This window comes from Vibrio halioticoli NBRC 102217 (assembly GCF_000496695.1).
Classification (GTDB): Bacteria; Pseudomonadota; Gammaproteobacteria; order Enterobacterales; family Vibrionaceae; genus Vibrio; species Vibrio halioticoli.
Map to the genome: position 1 here is coordinate 53,819 of NZ_BAUJ01000009.1, position 15,899 is coordinate 69,717.

At 42.4% G+C, this 15,899-nt stretch carries 13 protein-coding genes; 6 read left to right on the forward strand and 7 right to left on the reverse strand.

Annotation, left to right across the window (positions count from 1 at the left end; genetic code table 11):
• Positions 1-126 precede the first annotated feature (126 nt).
• Complete coding sequence (locus VHA01S_RS04395) at positions 127-798, forward strand: DUF2982 domain-containing protein (protein WP_023403146.1); 672 nt, start codon at positions 127-129, stop codon at positions 796-798.
• Between the two features lie 99 nt (positions 799-897).
• On the opposite strand, the gene VHA01S_RS04400 is transcribed toward VHA01S_RS04395, so the two are convergent.
• The 5 genes from VHA01S_RS04400 to gyrA all read right to left on the reverse strand — a co-directional run bounded on the left by VHA01S_RS04400 (position 898) and on the right by gyrA (position 7,526).
• A complete protein-coding gene (locus VHA01S_RS04400; RefSeq protein WP_023403147.1) occupies positions 898-1,548 on the reverse strand; it encodes an MBL fold metallo-hydrolase in 651 nt (216 codons plus the stop codon).
• Between the two features lie 66 nt (positions 1,549-1,614).
• Positions 1,615-2,166 (reverse strand): peptidoglycan L,D-endopeptidase MepK, encoded by a 552-nt coding sequence (gene mepK, locus VHA01S_RS04405; RefSeq protein WP_023403148.1) that lies wholly within the window; start codon positions 2,164-2,166, stop codon positions 1,615-1,617.
• A gap of 95 nt (positions 2,167-2,261) precedes the next feature.
• Complete coding sequence (locus VHA01S_RS04410; protein ID WP_023403149.1) at positions 2,262-3,764, reverse strand: L,D-transpeptidase family protein; 1,503 nt, start codon at positions 3,762-3,764, stop codon at positions 2,262-2,264.
• A 239-nt stretch (positions 3,765-4,003) separates the two neighbouring features.
• Positions 4,004-4,600: a GTP cyclohydrolase II gene (locus tag VHA01S_RS04415; protein ID WP_023403150.1), complete on the reverse strand. Its 597-nt coding sequence runs from the start codon at positions 4,598-4,600 to the stop codon at positions 4,004-4,006.
• Between the two features lie 289 nt (positions 4,601-4,889).
• Positions 4,890-7,526, reverse strand: a complete 2,637-nt coding sequence (gyrA, locus tag VHA01S_RS04420; RefSeq protein WP_023403151.1) for a DNA topoisomerase (ATP-hydrolyzing) subunit A — start codon at positions 7,524-7,526, stop codon at positions 4,890-4,892.
• 285 nt (positions 7,527-7,811) lie between these two features.
• Between gyrA and ubiG the strand changes: the two genes are divergently transcribed.
• From ubiG to yfaE, 4 genes are all read left to right on the forward strand, one after another.
• Positions 7,812-8,519 carry a bifunctional 2-polyprenyl-6-hydroxyphenol methylase/3-demethylubiquinol 3-O-methyltransferase UbiG gene (ubiG, locus tag VHA01S_RS04425; RefSeq protein ID WP_023403152.1) on the forward strand — a complete coding sequence of 236 codons (708 nt, stop codon included), beginning with the start codon at positions 7,812-7,814 and terminating at the stop codon, positions 8,517-8,519.
• A 522-nt stretch (positions 8,520-9,041) separates the two neighbouring features.
• Positions 9,042-11,324: a class 1a ribonucleoside-diphosphate reductase subunit alpha gene (nrdA, locus tag VHA01S_RS04430; protein ID WP_023403153.1), complete on the forward strand. Its 2,283-nt coding sequence runs from the start codon at positions 9,042-9,044 to the stop codon at positions 11,322-11,324.
• A gap of 69 nt (positions 11,325-11,393) precedes the next feature.
• Positions 11,394-12,527 (forward strand): class Ia ribonucleoside-diphosphate reductase subunit beta, encoded by a 1,134-nt coding sequence (nrdB, locus tag VHA01S_RS04435; protein ID WP_023403154.1) that lies wholly within the window; start codon positions 11,394-11,396, stop codon positions 12,525-12,527.
• A 26-nt stretch (positions 12,528-12,553) separates the two neighbouring features.
• Entirely contained in the window at positions 12,554-12,835 is a 282-nt protein-coding gene (gene yfaE, locus VHA01S_RS04440; protein WP_023403155.1) for a class I ribonucleotide reductase maintenance protein YfaE, read from the forward strand.
• 101 nt (positions 12,836-12,936) lie between these two features.
• Here the strand turns inward: yfaE and VHA01S_RS04445 are convergent, their stop codons facing one another.
• Both VHA01S_RS04445 and VHA01S_RS04450 read right to left on the reverse strand, forming a co-directional pair.
• Positions 12,937-13,272: a hypothetical protein gene (locus VHA01S_RS04445; RefSeq protein WP_023403156.1), complete on the reverse strand. Its 336-nt coding sequence runs from the start codon at positions 13,270-13,272 to the stop codon at positions 12,937-12,939.
• 217 nt (positions 13,273-13,489) lie between these two features.
• Positions 13,490-14,758, reverse strand: a complete 1,269-nt coding sequence (locus VHA01S_RS04450) for a molybdopterin-binding protein (RefSeq protein ID WP_023403157.1) — start codon at positions 14,756-14,758, stop codon at positions 13,490-13,492.
• A 188-nt stretch (positions 14,759-14,946) separates the two neighbouring features.
• Between VHA01S_RS04450 and VHA01S_RS04455 the strand changes: the two genes are divergently transcribed.
• Positions 14,947-15,837: a DUF3943 domain-containing protein gene (locus VHA01S_RS04455; RefSeq protein WP_023403158.1), complete on the forward strand. Its 891-nt coding sequence runs from the start codon at positions 14,947-14,949 to the stop codon at positions 15,835-15,837.
• The last annotated feature ends 62 nt before the right edge of the window (positions 15,838-15,899 follow it).

The following is a 15,899-nucleotide window of genomic DNA, read 5'->3' on the forward strand; positions in this document are numbered from 1 at the left end:
GGTGTAGTGGCTGATTTTAATCACCAACACTATTACAAGTCATTGTTTTAAATGTAGTTTAAGGTATTCACGCTATATAGCGTCTTTGCTTACCGCTACTTAACACTATTATTTAAGTAGGTACGCATGTCCTCATTGCAACTGACAAACCAAAAAATCATTCTTGGAAAAAGCGGACAGCGTTTGCTCACAGTGTGTGCGATAGGGCTCACTCTGGGCGTTACCTATTACGCTCACACCCTACAAGGTAAGTTAGGAATTATATTCATTGGCGTAGTGCTCTATGTGACTATTCAACAAATCTACTTACGCGGAATAATTCGTTACACCTTAACCGACAGTCATTTTCAGCAACACACTTACAAAGGCGGTTGGGTGGTGCAATGGCCCAATGTTGCAGCGGTTGGACTCTGCCAAAGCCACAACCCTAGCACTGCTGCCAATCTGCCTTGGATTGGGATTCGCCTTAACGATCCGGTGCCTTTTATACAAAGTACCTGCCCTAGACTCATCTCACACTTGTTATTAGAACAGAGAAGTTTGCTGTATTTAGGTGCAATGGAAACGCAACAAGAAACCTTATTCCAAGAACAAGTGTTGGATTCTCGCTCTATTACAATCAATAACAAGCAAGTATTTACTGGGCTACAAGCCAGTATGTTGCGCCGAATGCAGTATCAAAGAGAATATTGGGGATACGATATTTTTATCGCCACGGCCGATTTAGAGCGTGATGCGGAAGAATTTGTAGGATTACTTAGACGATACTGGGCAAGTTCATCTCGTCATATGGATTAACGGTAAATGAAATCAATGCCGTTCAAATGTAGCTCAGGGGGGGATAGAAAGAAATGCGATGCAAAAGAAATTGGGGGTATAGCGACCCCCAACAATTATTTAGATGGGCATTTCATCTGCAACAAATGGGTTGCTCACTCGCTCTGAGCCAAAAGTAGACTCAGGACCATGTCCGGGAACGAATCGGGTTTCGTTACCCAATGGCCACAGTTTGGTTTTGATTGAGTTGATCAAGGTTGCATAATCGCCTTTTGGGAAATCTGTACGACCTACTCCACCTTTGAACAATACATCGCCAACAAAGGCAACTTTTGCCGATTCACTATGCAGTACTACATGCCCTGGTGTATGTCCCGGCGTATGTAAAACAGCCAGCGATTGATTGCCAAATATGACAACGTCACCGTCATTTAACCACTGACTTGGTTCAAATGCTTCAGTCAAAGGGAAACCAAACATTTGGCTTTGCCCTTCAAGACCTTGTAACCAGAAGTTATCGTCTTTGTGCGGTCCCCAGATAGGTTGATTGAGCTCTCTGGCAAGATCTTCACTACCGCCAACGTGATCTAAATGTCCGTGAGTCAATACTAGCTTTTCCACTACTACATTGAGCTCTTTAATCATCATGAGAAGCTGTTTCACATCACCGCCCGGGTCAATAACGATGCCCTTTTGGGTCTCGTCACACCACACTATTGAACAATTTTGTTGAAAAGAGGTTACTGGAACAACTTGATACTGCAACGCCATGAAAAACCTTTTATTTATCAGATAAACCTAGCAAGAATATGACAGCTTATTACAGCAAACTCAAGCCTAGCCATGCCAAGAGCGCACCGCACCGGTGTCAATATGTACAAATCGACTTCCTGGATAATAGCCAACGCCGCCGGCTTTCATTTGCAATGCCGCTTTATGCACTTTGGCGATATCAATTCCTGAGATTCGGATATCAATCGCTCTTCCCTGCATATGCAAACTTTTACGCGCTACCCCTTTATGTCCATGGGCTCGCAAAGATTCATTCGTCGCGGGAGATCGATAACCTGAAATGATTTGAACTTCGTTATCAGTGGCTAAAATGCGCTGTATTTCGCTGATCTGCACTAGCAGTCGACGATCCATGGGATGAATTTCGTTACGACGAAAGTCACGACAAATATGATTAATCTTATCGAGTTCGTTATCGACAAACTTAGTACCATCAAAATAACAAGTTTGAAGGTGCTCTCCGGTATGCAGATTATTGAAGTTGATTACTTTCGGTGACTGCGTTGCAGCCAATGCAAATTTGGGCACGCTTATTAATGCTGCTGCCCCCGCCGAATACTGCAAAAAACGACGACGGTTTAAATTTAACTCTACCACTACTCATCCCATACTAATCAAAACAGTCGCACACTGTACAGATTGATCAAAATTTAATCAACTTTGCGTGCTGTTTTATGCTAGAGAATAAGATTTCAGTGTTGTTTTAGTGCTAAATCAGGTTGATTTTTCTTTACGTCGTAACCATAAACATCGTCTCTAAAAAAGACTCTCCCTGACTCTACCCACGAGGTCTTATAAATTAAATGCACGGGTAATCGACGTTTTAAAGGGATTCGAGCGTTAGATTGTTGCCCTCTTGGGGAAATATTACTTTTTCTAAAGCCCTGAGTTTTGGAAATGGAATGCGCAAACCTATCAGCATGTTGCACTCGAATACAGCCAGAGCTAAAGGCACGCGAGGGTTTATCGAATAGATACTTGGCAGGAGTGTCATGCAAGTAAATCGCTCTGCGGTTAGGCGTATTAAATTTATACACCCCTAGCGCATTGCTGTTACCCGCTAACTGACGCATCCGAAAAGGAAACTTTTTCGGGTTCACTTTGCGCCATTGGATAGCGCCGTGGTCGATGATCACCGGATTACCCCAGCCCTTAATCACTTGAATGCCCTTGTTGTTTAAATAATCTGGGTTATAACGCAAGATGGGAATGATATCTTCACGCATAATCTTTGGTGGAACATTCCACGTGGGATTGAGTACCAGTGAGTCCATTTTAATTTCTAACAAAGGTGTTTTTCGTTTTTGCTTACCCACAATAACCTTCGATGAAAAGACCACCTCTCCTTTAAAATAGTAATTAAGATCAAAGCTAGGCAAATTAACCAACACCAACGCTTGGCGCTGTTCGGGCCATAAACGACTGCGCTCTGCATTTAAGGCTAAACGGCGTATGCGCTCCTCTATGGGATAATTGAGCCAGTTTGCGGTATCAGGGCCTATAACACCGTCCATTTTTAAGCCATGTTGCGATTGAAAGCGCTTAATAACCGCCCGTAACTCTTTTCCATACCATTGCTGTTGTTGAACTGATGGGGGTACGACTAATCCAGCTAACGCTAAACGAGTAAATAACACCTCTTTTTGCGGTAAAGTTTCCCCAACTCGCACAACTTGCGCTGGATATGGCTCGATATTGGCATTCAAACTGTTTTTAAGATGATTTATAGAGCTTTGATAATCTCTATACGCCCTTGAATCGATACCCAACTGTTTTAGATAGTTCGTCAACTTGCCATCGGTAATAGATTGTTCAAGTGCAATAACAACTTCTGGTGAAGGCGCGGCCCAATCATTAGGAAGTCCGTGCCCATATAACCAGGTAGTTTTGTTCTCTTTAAGTAAGCTTCTGTAACTGATAAAAGACAACAATAGATCTGTGGCAACCAAGTCGTATTGGTAGTGCTGCTCTGTGGTGCGTAGATGCTGTAAATGTTGCAGGCGCTGTTCAAAAAACGGGCTTAATTCAGCGAGCACCGTCATTTCTACTAAGTTTTCAAACAGTTGTCTGTCTTCAGATTGTAACCATAACAGCTGATGGCGATTAGAATTGTATAAAGATTCAGTAAGATGAGGATAACGAAAGGCTTGTTCTATCGGCACTGAGGAGCTTACCCAACCTAAGGTATGGAACATACTCTGTGCATATGTAGGACTTGCGAGGGTGATGCAAACAATTAAAATTGACCACGACACCCTTTTGCTTTTCAACATGATCGTCGCCACTCAATAGACTTGATCTATTCAGTATGGCAAACAACTTCTGTTTTCTCGAACAAATAAAGCAAATTGCCATTAGCCTCGTACCCAATGTTAGGGTCACAATCAGTTAATGGCGTGCTTAAATGCTTGAAGTTTAAATCTATAGCGCGATTTTATACGTCTAGATTATGTTTTCCGTGGGAGGCTTTGGCTTTTAAATAACCTTCATTGCCGTGTTTGACATGCGCCATGGTATTGATCACTTCATCAATCACAATGCCATACTGCTTTAGCTCACGGATCTTCTTAGGATTATTGGTCACCAAACGGATATGCTCAATATTGAGCGCATCGAGCATTTGCGCGGCTTCTTCAAAGCTACGCAGATCGTCCGCAAAGCCGAGTTTATTATTGGCTTCGTACGTGTTCAGACCTTCACTTTGCAGTTGATAAGCATCGATTTTATTGTAAAGACCAATACCACGCCCTTCTTGACGAAGGTAAAGCAAAATACCGCCCTGCTCAGACATTTTATTGATCGTTTCATCCAACTGTTCGCCGCAATCACAACGTGAAGAGTGGAATACGTCGCCAGTTAAACACTCAGAATGCATTCGAACAATCGGCGCCTGTTGATCTTTATCCGCAGACTTAAAGATTATAGCGACATGTTCTTTGTCAGTTTTTAAGCCATGAAAAGAGAGAAGCTCAGCATCAATATCGCTTTTTATTCCCACCTTAAAGTTTACACGGGCTCTTACATCTGCCATAAATTTCTCTCTATTGATCACTTATTGATTGAACCATTAAAAATGGCTCTTTAACTATAGGATTAATATTGGGTTAAAAGAAACCTTTTCAAGCCTTTGACCTACATCAATTTTTCATTTTATTTGTTATTGATAGGATTTGCTTAATATAGCAACAACCTTGGCGTTATTTACCAACAAACGTTTGTTTTTAAACCGATAATGGCTATAAAAAAACCCAATAGCTGAATAACAACTATTGGGTTCCTGTTCTAAGCACTAAGCTATTCTAAGAAGCTTGTGATTACTCTTACTCTGCGTCAGATTCATCCGCATCAGTAGAAGCTTCAGGTGCTTGAGGCGCTTCAGAAGTATCCGTTGTAGCGTCTTCGCCCTCGGTCACTTCTTCAATTTCACTCTCTTCGATTTCATCGATGCGTTGTAGCGCAACCACGTTTTCACCTTCAACGGTACGAATCAGAGTCACACCTTGGGTGTTACGACCCACTTGGCTCACTTCTGATACGCGACTACGTACTAGCGTACCGCCATCAGTGATCACCATGAACTCATCACCGTCTTCTGTTTGTACTGCGCCAACGACGCTACCATTACGATCAGAGACCTTAATAGAGACAACGCCCTGAGTAGCACGGCTCTTCGCTGGGTACTCAGACAAAATAGTGCGTTTACCGTAACCATTTTCAGTAATGGTTAGGATATCACCGTCATTTTGCGGAACAATCAGTGACACTACTTGGTCTTCGTTAAGTAACTTAATACCACGAACACCCGCAGCTGTACGACCCATACCACGAACTTGCCCTTCGTTGAATCGAACCACTTTACCGGCTTTAGAGAACAGCATGATATCGCTGTCACCGTCAGTAATATCAACGCCAATCAATGAATCTTCATCACGCAAGTTAACCGCAATCAAACCATTACTACGTACGTTCGAGAACTGGTCCAGAGACGTTTTCTTAACCGTACCATCTGCGGTTGCCATGAAGATAAATTTATCTTCACTAAACTCAGAAACAGGTAGGATTGCTGTAATACGCTCGCCATCTTCAAGAGGAAGAATGTTAATAATTGGTTTACCACGAGCTGTACGGCTCGCCAATGGCAATTGGTACACTTTCAAGCGGTAAGTTTTACCACGAGTAGAGAAACACAAGATATTGTCATGCGTGTTCGCAACCAATAGACGATCGATGTAATCTTCATCTTTCATCTTAGTGGCGCTCTTACCACGGCCACCACGACGTTGCGCTTCATAATCACTTAGGATTTGGTATTTAACATAGCCTTCGTGAGAAAGTGTGACGACGACGTCTTCTTGAGCAATCAGCTCTTCCATATCGATATCGTGAATAGCCGCTGTAATTTCAGTGCGACGTTCATCACCATAACCTTCACGGATAGCGTGTAGCTCTTCAACGATCACTTCCATCAAGCGCTCAGTGCTTGCAAGGATGTGCATCAACTCTGCGATTTCATCTAACAGAGCCTTGTATTCATCAAGGATTTTTTCGTGTTCTAGACCGGTCAATTTTTGTAGACGAAGATCTAGAATCGCTTGTGCTTGTTGTTCAGTTAGGTGGTATTGGCCATCACGAATACCAAACTGCTCTTCTAACCACTCTGGACGTGCTGCATCAGTACCAGCGCGCTCAAGCATAGTTGCTACCAGACCTAAGTCCCAACCACGAGCCACTAAGCCTGCTTTTGCTTCAGCTGGTGTTGCTGCACGGCGAATCAATTCGATGATTTCATCGATGTTAGCCAGTGCCAGTGCCAAACCTTCAAGGATATGAGCACGGTCACGCGCTTTGCGCAGTTCAAAAATAGTACGGCGAGTAACCACTTCACGGCGGTGATCAACAAACGCTTTCAACATTTCTTTTAGGTTGAAGTGTTTAGGCTGGCCTTTATCAAGGGCAACCATGTTGATACCAAAAGTCGTTTGTAGCTGTGTATGAGCGTAAAGGTTATTAAGTACCACCTCACCTACTGCATCACGCTTACATTCAATCACGATACGCATGCCGTCTTTATCCGACTCATCACGTAGCGCACTGATGCCTTCTACTTTTTTGTCTTTTACTAGCTCGGCGATTTTTTCAATCAAACGAGCTTTGTTAACCTGATACGGGATCTCGGTAACAATGATGGTTTCTTTGCCTTTGCTATCCGCTTCAATATTAGCTTTAGCACGCATGTAAACCTTACCACGACCCGTATTGTACGCATCAATGATGCCTTTACGGCCACTAATGGTTGCCGCTGTCGGGAAGTCAGGTCCTGGAATGAAATCCATCAACTGTTCAATGGTAATGTCTTCATTTTTAATGAAGGCCAAACAACCATCGATAACCTCTGTTAGGTTATGCGGTGGAATATTGGTTGCCATACCTACGGCAATACCTGATGAACCGTTCACTAATAAGTTAGGTACACGTGTCGGTAATACCGCTGGAATTTGTTCAGTGCCATCATAGTTAGGCACGTAATCCACTGTCTCTTTCTCAAGGTCAGCTAGCAACTCATGAGCAATTTTCGACATACGTACTTCGGTGTAACGCATTGCCGCAGCAGAGTCACCATCGATAGAACCAAAGTTGCCTTGGCCATCAGCTAACATGTAACGCAATGCAAAAGGCTGCGCCATACGAACAATAGTGTCGTATACAGCACTGTCACCGTGTGGGTGATATTTACCAATTACATCACCAACGACACGCGCTGATTTTTTGTAAGGTTTGTTCCAATCATTGCCCAATACATTCATCGCAAATAAAACGCGTCGGTGTACCGGTTTCAAACCATCGCGAACATCTGGCAATGCTCGACCTACGATGACGGACATTGCATAGTCAAGGTACGAGCCTCTCAGCTCGTCTTCAATATTTACCGGTGTGATCTCTTTCGCTAGATCGCTCATAGAGCCATTATCCCTCTATTGTTAGATCGTCTTTTCGATTCCTAATAAGAACAAAAAATATAACACAATTTTCGCAGTTTCTGCATTACTTTCATTATCTGTTACCCCCGATGTGATATACGTTAGCAACTAGATGCGCATAATTTACACTATTCGTAAATTATGGCTTAAAAAACAGTCAGTTCTTCAGTGAGACAACTACAGACATCTCATCACGACAAAGGCAAATGCATTCCCTGTTTAGATAGGGTTATAATAAGAAAAATTTTAAAAAGCGTAGTGAATATGGAACAAGGAAAAAATGTCGATCCTGCAGAAATTAAAAAATTTGCCGACATGGCAAGTCGATGGTGGGACAAGGAAGGTGAATTTAAGCCACTTCATCAAATCAATCCACTGCGTTTGCGCTATGTGCAAGACTGCGTTGGCGGACTGTTTGGTAAAAAAGTGTTAGACGTTGGCTGCGGTGGCGGTATTTTAGCCGAGAGCATGGCATTGGAAGGCGCAAAGGTTACTGGTCTGGATATGGGACGTGAACCGTTAGAGGTCGCACGTCTGCATGCGCTAGAGACGGGTGCTAAGTTAGACTACATCCGCACAACCGTGGAAGAGCATGCAGCAAACTGCCCTGAACAATATGACGTAGTCACCTGTATGGAAATGATTGAACACGTCCCTGACCCACAATCAGTGATTTCATCGTGCGCCAATTTGGTCAAGCCGGGAGGTTATGTACTGTTCTCCACCCTAAACCGTAATTTAAAATCGTATTTATTCGCAATTGTTGGTGCCGAGAAAGTTTTAAAGCTCTTACCACAAGGTACCCACGACTATAATAAGTTTCTCAAGCCATGTGAACTCATCAAAATGGTCGATAACACCCGTTTGCAGGAACAAGGTATTACTGGCCTTAGCTATAACCCACTCTTTGATCGTTACTCTTTAGGCAAAAACGTGGATGTCAATTACATTGTGAACACTAAAAAGCTTTAAATTCCCTCTTTTTTACGTTGTGATACAACACAATATTACAATGCCTCGTAAACGCTGATAATTTATCCGCAACGAGGCATTTTTATTGGCGGCGAATTTAAATCCAGTGCACTGCAAATCACCGCACTATTTTGCTGTTTTATTGTCGCTTTTGTGCATTATTTCTCTACGCAAAACCGATCCATTTCTTTGATAAAGATCAAGTTAATTTTTTTTTGAAGTGTTCGATTTTAACCCAACAACGATGGCAAAAAAACGGCAAGCCAATTTCGCTTTAAACTCATCGGTAAGTAAACGCTAACCCATAAATTTTCATCCACTGTTTATCCACAGCGCTATTTATAACTCAAACTTGAAAAGTTCTCCCAAGCGCACTATCTTGTAAGTCGCCAAGGGGCAGACCCCTATATGTAGTGTTTCTACCTTACACGATAGGTAGACATGGATCACAAAGCCATCAATTATTTCAGTCAATGTTAAGAAGTGTGGCTTTCACCATTGATGTTATGGATATCAAACCGAATGAATCAAAAACTTACCGTCACCAAGCGTCATGGACGCAAAGAAACGATTGATCTAGAAAAGATCCATCGAGTGATCACTTGGGCAGCAGAAGGCTTAGATAATGTTTCTGTATCTCAGGTAGAGCTTAAATCTCAAATTCAGTTCTATGACGGGATAACGACTTCAGATATCCATGAAACCATGATCAAAGCGGCCGCCGATCTTATCTCTGAAGAAACGCCAGATTATCAATATCTAGCCGCTCGTTTATCGGTATTCCACCTACGTAAAAAAGCCTATGGCCAATACGAGCCGCCAACATTGTTTGACCATGTGACTAAACTGGTTGAAGCGGGTAAATACGATAAGCATTTACTAGAAGATTACACTCGTGAAGAGTTAGAGGTAATGGACTCGTTTATCGACCACAGACGTGACCTTAACTTTTCTTACGCTGCGGTTAAGCAGTTAGAAGGCAAATACTTTGTACAAAACCGCGTTTCAAAAGAAATTTATGAAAGCGCGCAGTTTTTATACATTTTAGTCTCCGCATGCCTATTCTCAAAATACCCAAGAGAAACACGTTTAGACTACATTCGTCGTTTTTATGATGCGGTATCTCTATTTAAAATTTCACTACCAACGCCAATTATGGCTGGTGTGCGTACCCCTACTCGTCAATTTAGCTCTTGTGTGTTGATTGAATGTGGCGACAGCTTAGATTCTATTAACGCGACAGCAAGCTCGATTGTTCGCTACGTATCACAACGTGCTGGTATTGGTATCAACGCTGGACGCATCCGCGCGCTAGGCTCAGAAATCCGTAATGGTGAAGCCTTCCATACCGGTTGTATCCCGTTTTATAAATACTTCCAAACCGCCGTCAAATGTTGTTCACAAGGTGGCGTACGTGGCGGCGCAGCCACAGTCTTCTACCCACTATGGCACGGTGAAGTACAAAACCTGTTGGTATTAAAAAATAACCGTGGCGTTGAAGAAAACCGCGTTCGTCATATGGACTACGGCGTACAGCTAAACAAACTGATGTATTCTCGCCTTATTAGCGGCGGCAACATCACTCTATTCTCACCATCTGATGTTCCTGGGCTATACGATGCCTTCTTTGAAGATCAAGATGAGTTTGAGCGTCTATATACCCAATACGAAAACGATCCAAGCATTAAGCAAGAACAAGTTAAAGCGGTTGAGCTATTTAGCATCTTGATGCAAGAGCGCGCTTCAACAGGCCGTATTTATATTCAAAACGTCGACCACTGTAATACGCATAGTCCGTTTGATTCTAAGGTGGCACCTGTTCGTCAATCTAACTTATGTTTAGAAATTGCGCTGCCAACTAAACCTTTGACTAACGTTGAGGATGAAAGTGGCGAGATTGCGCTTTGTACATTATCTGCATTCAACTTAGGCGCAATTGATAGCCTTGACGATCTTGCTGAGCTTTCTGATCTGGTGATTCGCGCACTGGATGCCCTACTGGATTATCAAGACTACCCACTTCCTGCAGCGCGCGTTTCTACCATGAACCGACGCACCTTAGGTGTCGGCGTAATTAACTACGCATACTACTTAGCCAAAAATGGCGCTAAGTATTCTGACGGTTCAGGTAATGCCTTAACCCACAGAACCTTTGAAGCAATTCAATACCACTTGCTAAAAGCCTCGGTTGATTTGGCTAAAGAGCAAGGCGCTTGCCCATCGTTCCATGAAACTACGTACTCTAAAGGTATTTTACCGATTGATACTTACAAACGTTCACTGGATCAAGTGTGTGATGAACCACTGCACTACGATTGGGAAACCTTGCGTCAAGAGATCAAACAACACGGTCTGCGTAACTCAACCTTGACGGCATTAATGCCTTCAGAGACTTCTTCGCAAATCTCGAATGCAACTAACGGTATTGAACCACCACGCGGTTATGTGTCAGTAAAAGCATCTAAAGATGGCATTTTGAAGCAAGTTGTTCCTGAATTTACCAAGTACAAAGACAACTACGAATTGCTATGGAATATTCCAAGCAACGATGGCTATCTGAATCTTGTTGGCATCATGCAAAAATTTGTCGACCAATCTATTTCTGCAAACACTAACTACGATCCAAACAATTACGAAAGTGGTAAAGTACCAATGAAATTGCTACTTCGTGATCTGTTAAATGCCTACAAAATGGGCGTAAAAACACTCTACTATCACAACACTCGTGATGGTGCGAAAGACGACCAGAAAGATGTGGTTGTTGAGCAAGACGACGACTGTGAAGGCGGCGGTTGTAAGATTTAATTTTTAAGCTGAAGGGGCGAATATTCGCCCCTACTTTGCTGTTTAACTTATGGAATAATCGAGGCTAGTATGTCCTATAGTACCTTTACTCAAAACAAAAATGATCAGCTTAAAGAACCTATGTTTTTAGGCCAACCTGTTAACGTAGCACGTTACGATCAACAAAAATTTGAAATTTTTGAAAAGCTGATTGAAAAGCAATTAAGCTTTTTCTGGCGTCCTGAAGAAGTGGACGTTTCTAGTGACCGTATCGACTACAACAAGTTACCCGACCATGAAAAACACATTTTCATCAGTAACTTAAAATATCAAACTCTGCTTGATTCTATTCAAGGTCGTAGCCCAAACGTTGCACTACTGCCATTGGTTTCACTACCAGAAGTTGAAACTTGGATTGAAACTTGGTCATTCTCTGAGACGATTCACTCACGCTCTTACACACATATTATCCGTAATATCGTGAACGACCCTTCAACTGTGTTTGATGATATTGTTGAAAACGAACACATCTTAAAACGAGCCAAAGACATTGCGCACTACTACGACGACCTAATTGAAGCAACCAACGATTACCATCGTTACGGCGAAGGTTCGCATCAAATCAATGGTGAAACGGTTGAAGTTAATCTGCATACACTGAAAAAGAAACTGTACCTGTGTCTAATGTCAGTGAACGCACTAGAAGCGATTCGTTTTTACGTGAGTTTCGCCTGTTCATTTGCTTTCGCTGAGCGCGAGCTTATGGAAGGCAACGCAAAAATCATTAAATTGATTGCCCGTGACGAAGCATTGCACTTATCCGGCACGCAACACATGGTGAATTTGCTACGCAACGGTCAAGATGACTTTAGCTTCATGCAAATTGCTGAAGAGTGCAGACAAGAGTGTTTTGACCTCTTTAAGGCGGCTGCAGAGCAAGAGAAAGAATGGGCAGAATACCTATTTAAAGACGGCTCTATGATTGGCCTTAACAAAGACATTCTGTGTCAATACGTCGAGTACATTACCAACATCCGTATGCAAGCGGTTGGCTTAGACGTTGCTTATCCTGATGCAACCAACAACCCTATTCCATGGATCAACGCATGGTTATCATCAGACAACGTACAAGTTGCACCGCAAGAAGCTGAGATCAGCTCTTACCTTGTGGGACAAATAGATAACGAAGTGTCAGCCGACGACTTTGAGAATTTTGAACTTTAGTACTTAAGGATACGACAGGCTAAGTAATGCATAAGGTTACGATTAATAAAGTCGCTAAGTTAGTCAACTCTAAAAGCTCCACCCTTTTAGAGGCGATGGAAACATCGGGTTTAAAGCCTGAGTTTAACTGCCGAGACGGGCACTGCGGTGCTTGTCGCTGTAAGTTAAGCTCTGGTGAGGTCGAATATATTGGCTTTGCCATGGCCTACTTAAAAAGTGATGAAATACTACCTTGTATATGCAGAGCAAAGTCAGACGTTCAGCTAGAGGATGTGAATATCCATAATGAGATACTTTCAGCCTCCTAAGCGGCCGACCTAGTAAGCTACTAGTAATTTAAAACATTAAAAAACGCCCTTAATAGTCACACTATTAAGGGCGTTTTAGTATTTGCTTCTGAGAAAGGGGGTTATCCCGAGACCACCGGCACCCAAGTATACAACGAATCGTTACTCTCAAATTGATTGCGGCTTTGACGCATCATCCAATGATGATGACCTAAAATGTGCTCAGCATCAGATTCACAGACGTTTTTGAGCCCAATGAGATGGCCGTCATCGTCAAGCAACTTAAGTTGGTAATTGGCATTTTTAACCGTTTCAGCATTGGTTTTAGTGCGATTATGAATCGAGACAGCGCGCCACATAGCCAGCAGCGTAATTAGATCGATATTCTCGACTTCTCCAAGAGACACCTGATCAATACCCACGGTATACCAAACCTCAATTCTAGATTGATTATGCATAACTCCCCTCCCTGACAGTGCATTTGGCCGTGCTTATAAAAAGCGAACCATCATTATAAACTTAGTTGCACTTACAAAAAGTAGTGGAATATTCTAAAGTTTAAAACCTCAATAATTACATTTAAAATCAATGAGTTAAACCTTAGAATAAAACGTTATATCACAATTGAATGTTCTGATTACCAAATTTGAAACAAACGATACAGTGAGACTAATGTCACAGTTTTTTTATACTGGACGCGACTCTGGTCACACTGCCGTAGTCAGCAAACAGCTCTTGATCGTCTAAGTTACGGCGTAGCATATCGATTGCGATAGCAGAAATCACTATACTTCTAGCTCTATAACTATAATCTCGTTTAAATTCAATTATTTGAGACGATATATTGCGCTGATCGGCAAGTGCAATCTGTACCCCGCCACTTTGCGTATCTAAAATGATGATTCCGTTACTGCTTGATCGTTCTAGGGAATACAGACCATATCTTTGTTCAAACATTAAGTGTTCGTCTTCACCCACTGGTTTTAATGCTTTATGGGCAACATTGATGGAATTGACGGTCACTTGTTGTGAAATCGCCTGCTCTGCTAACCATTGATGCAGATACCCTTGGGTCGAATGATCAAAAATATTGAGATTAAGCTGTTGCTCTTTCAGTAGTGCCATCGTTCTGTCGCGAACGTCCATATTAATAGAAATGGTATTGGCTTGTAGCTCTTGCTCTACATTGGCTAAAAACTCAGAGACTTGTTGAGTGAGCTCAGAATAAAAGACTTTAACTTCAATAAAAGGCAGCGCCGAACGATACCCCAATGTTACCCCTTGTGGGCAGGCAAGCGACTCGATTTGACTGGCAATACCTGACTCAGATAAACCAAAAGTATGGATGCGGTGGATCTGTTTTTGTTCAACGCTGTCAAATCGAGACTGCATATCAGGAACAATCTCTTGATTGACCATGGATTTAAATTCGTGGGGTACGCCAGGTGTAAAGTAGCAAATAGCGCCATTGATCTCACAGCTAAATCCACAAGCAGTTCCTCTAGGGTTGTCTAGAAGCCTGCTACCAGAAGGTAACATCGCCTGTTTGATATTGGACTCTGGCATAGGTCTTTGCCACTGCGCAAACATCTGTTTAATTCTAACTACCCACTCTTCATACAAAACCAAATCCACGCCTGCGCTAAGTGCGGCCGCTTCTGCTGTCATATCATCACTGGTAGGCCCTAAACCACCATTTACAATCACTACATCATGCTCTTTGGCTAACTGCGATAACCCGTTTGAGATAGCTGTTAGTGAATCCCCAACCGTCGTTCGAGTGGTCATTTGAAAACCATTGTCGAATAAATAAGAAGAAAGCCAACTGGCGTTAGTATCAACAATGTCACCAAACAACACCTCTTCTCCGGTGCTTAGCATGGCGATACGTGGCGTTGTGGGTTGAATAATTGGTTGTGATTTATGGTCTTTACTTATGTTCATACTACTTTCTTTCACTCAGCTTATGTCTACATCATGCCTGTACAAGTTACCGGCATGTTAATTGCAAGTGTGTCTATGCATGACGTAATGAATCAAAATGAAACCTAATGTTAAGTTATTGTTTTAATTAACCTAAAAATAAGAGATAATTGTGAAACAGGTCGAATTTATTTGCATGGAGCAATTGGGTGCAACTTAAAAAGTTTGCTACATCATTACTAAGCATATTGAGTGGTGCAGCTTTTGCTGACTATGATACCAGTCGCCATATCGAACTCTCTTATGAATCAAGTTGTAATAATGCATACCAATATTGTATGAAGGATCATACAAAATATCATGCTATGTCATTGGATAATAATGAATTAGATCTGGATACTCAGGCTAATTCTATCCCTATGCACTATACCATATCTGATACAAGAGATTGGGATTACCTTGCAGAGCAAACTTACACCATCTTAGGTTTAAGCGTGGTGACTGTGGGTCTAATGACTCTGCTTCCAGAAAGCATTACTAAATGGGATGATGATGACAGAGATCTGGCTAGATTAGGCGATAAATGGGTAGAGAATGTCAAAGCAGGCCCTGTTTGGGACCGAGATGAACATGTCTTAAATTACATTATGCACCCTTATTTTGGTGGCGTTTATTATACAGCGGCAAGGCATGCTGGATTTAATGAATTTGAATCTTTTGCCTACTCCTTCACTATGTCGACGTTCTTTTGGGAGTATGGCGTTGAGGCATTTGCCGAAGTACCTTCTTGGCAGGATCTGTTTGTCACGCCTGTTTTTGGTGCGGTGGTCGGTGAATTAATGCTACAAGGTGAACAGAGCATACTTGCCAGTGGCGGCAAAGTATTAGGCTCTGAAACTATGGGCGGAATTTCGCTGTTCTTCTTAAATCCCGTGGGGAAAATCCACTATTGGATCACCGATGTATGGGGGGGTGATGCCCAAGCACAATTTGTCACTAACCCTTGGTTTGGCTATCAAGACGCAGCTGTATTCGCCCTGGATGCGGGCGCACCTTACGACCGACAATTCATCGGTATGCAAATGAAGCTAACCTTTTAAACTCTACTTGTTTAAAGCCTGATCGTTTAACCCCTACTTCATACCAATCGTACTAAATAACT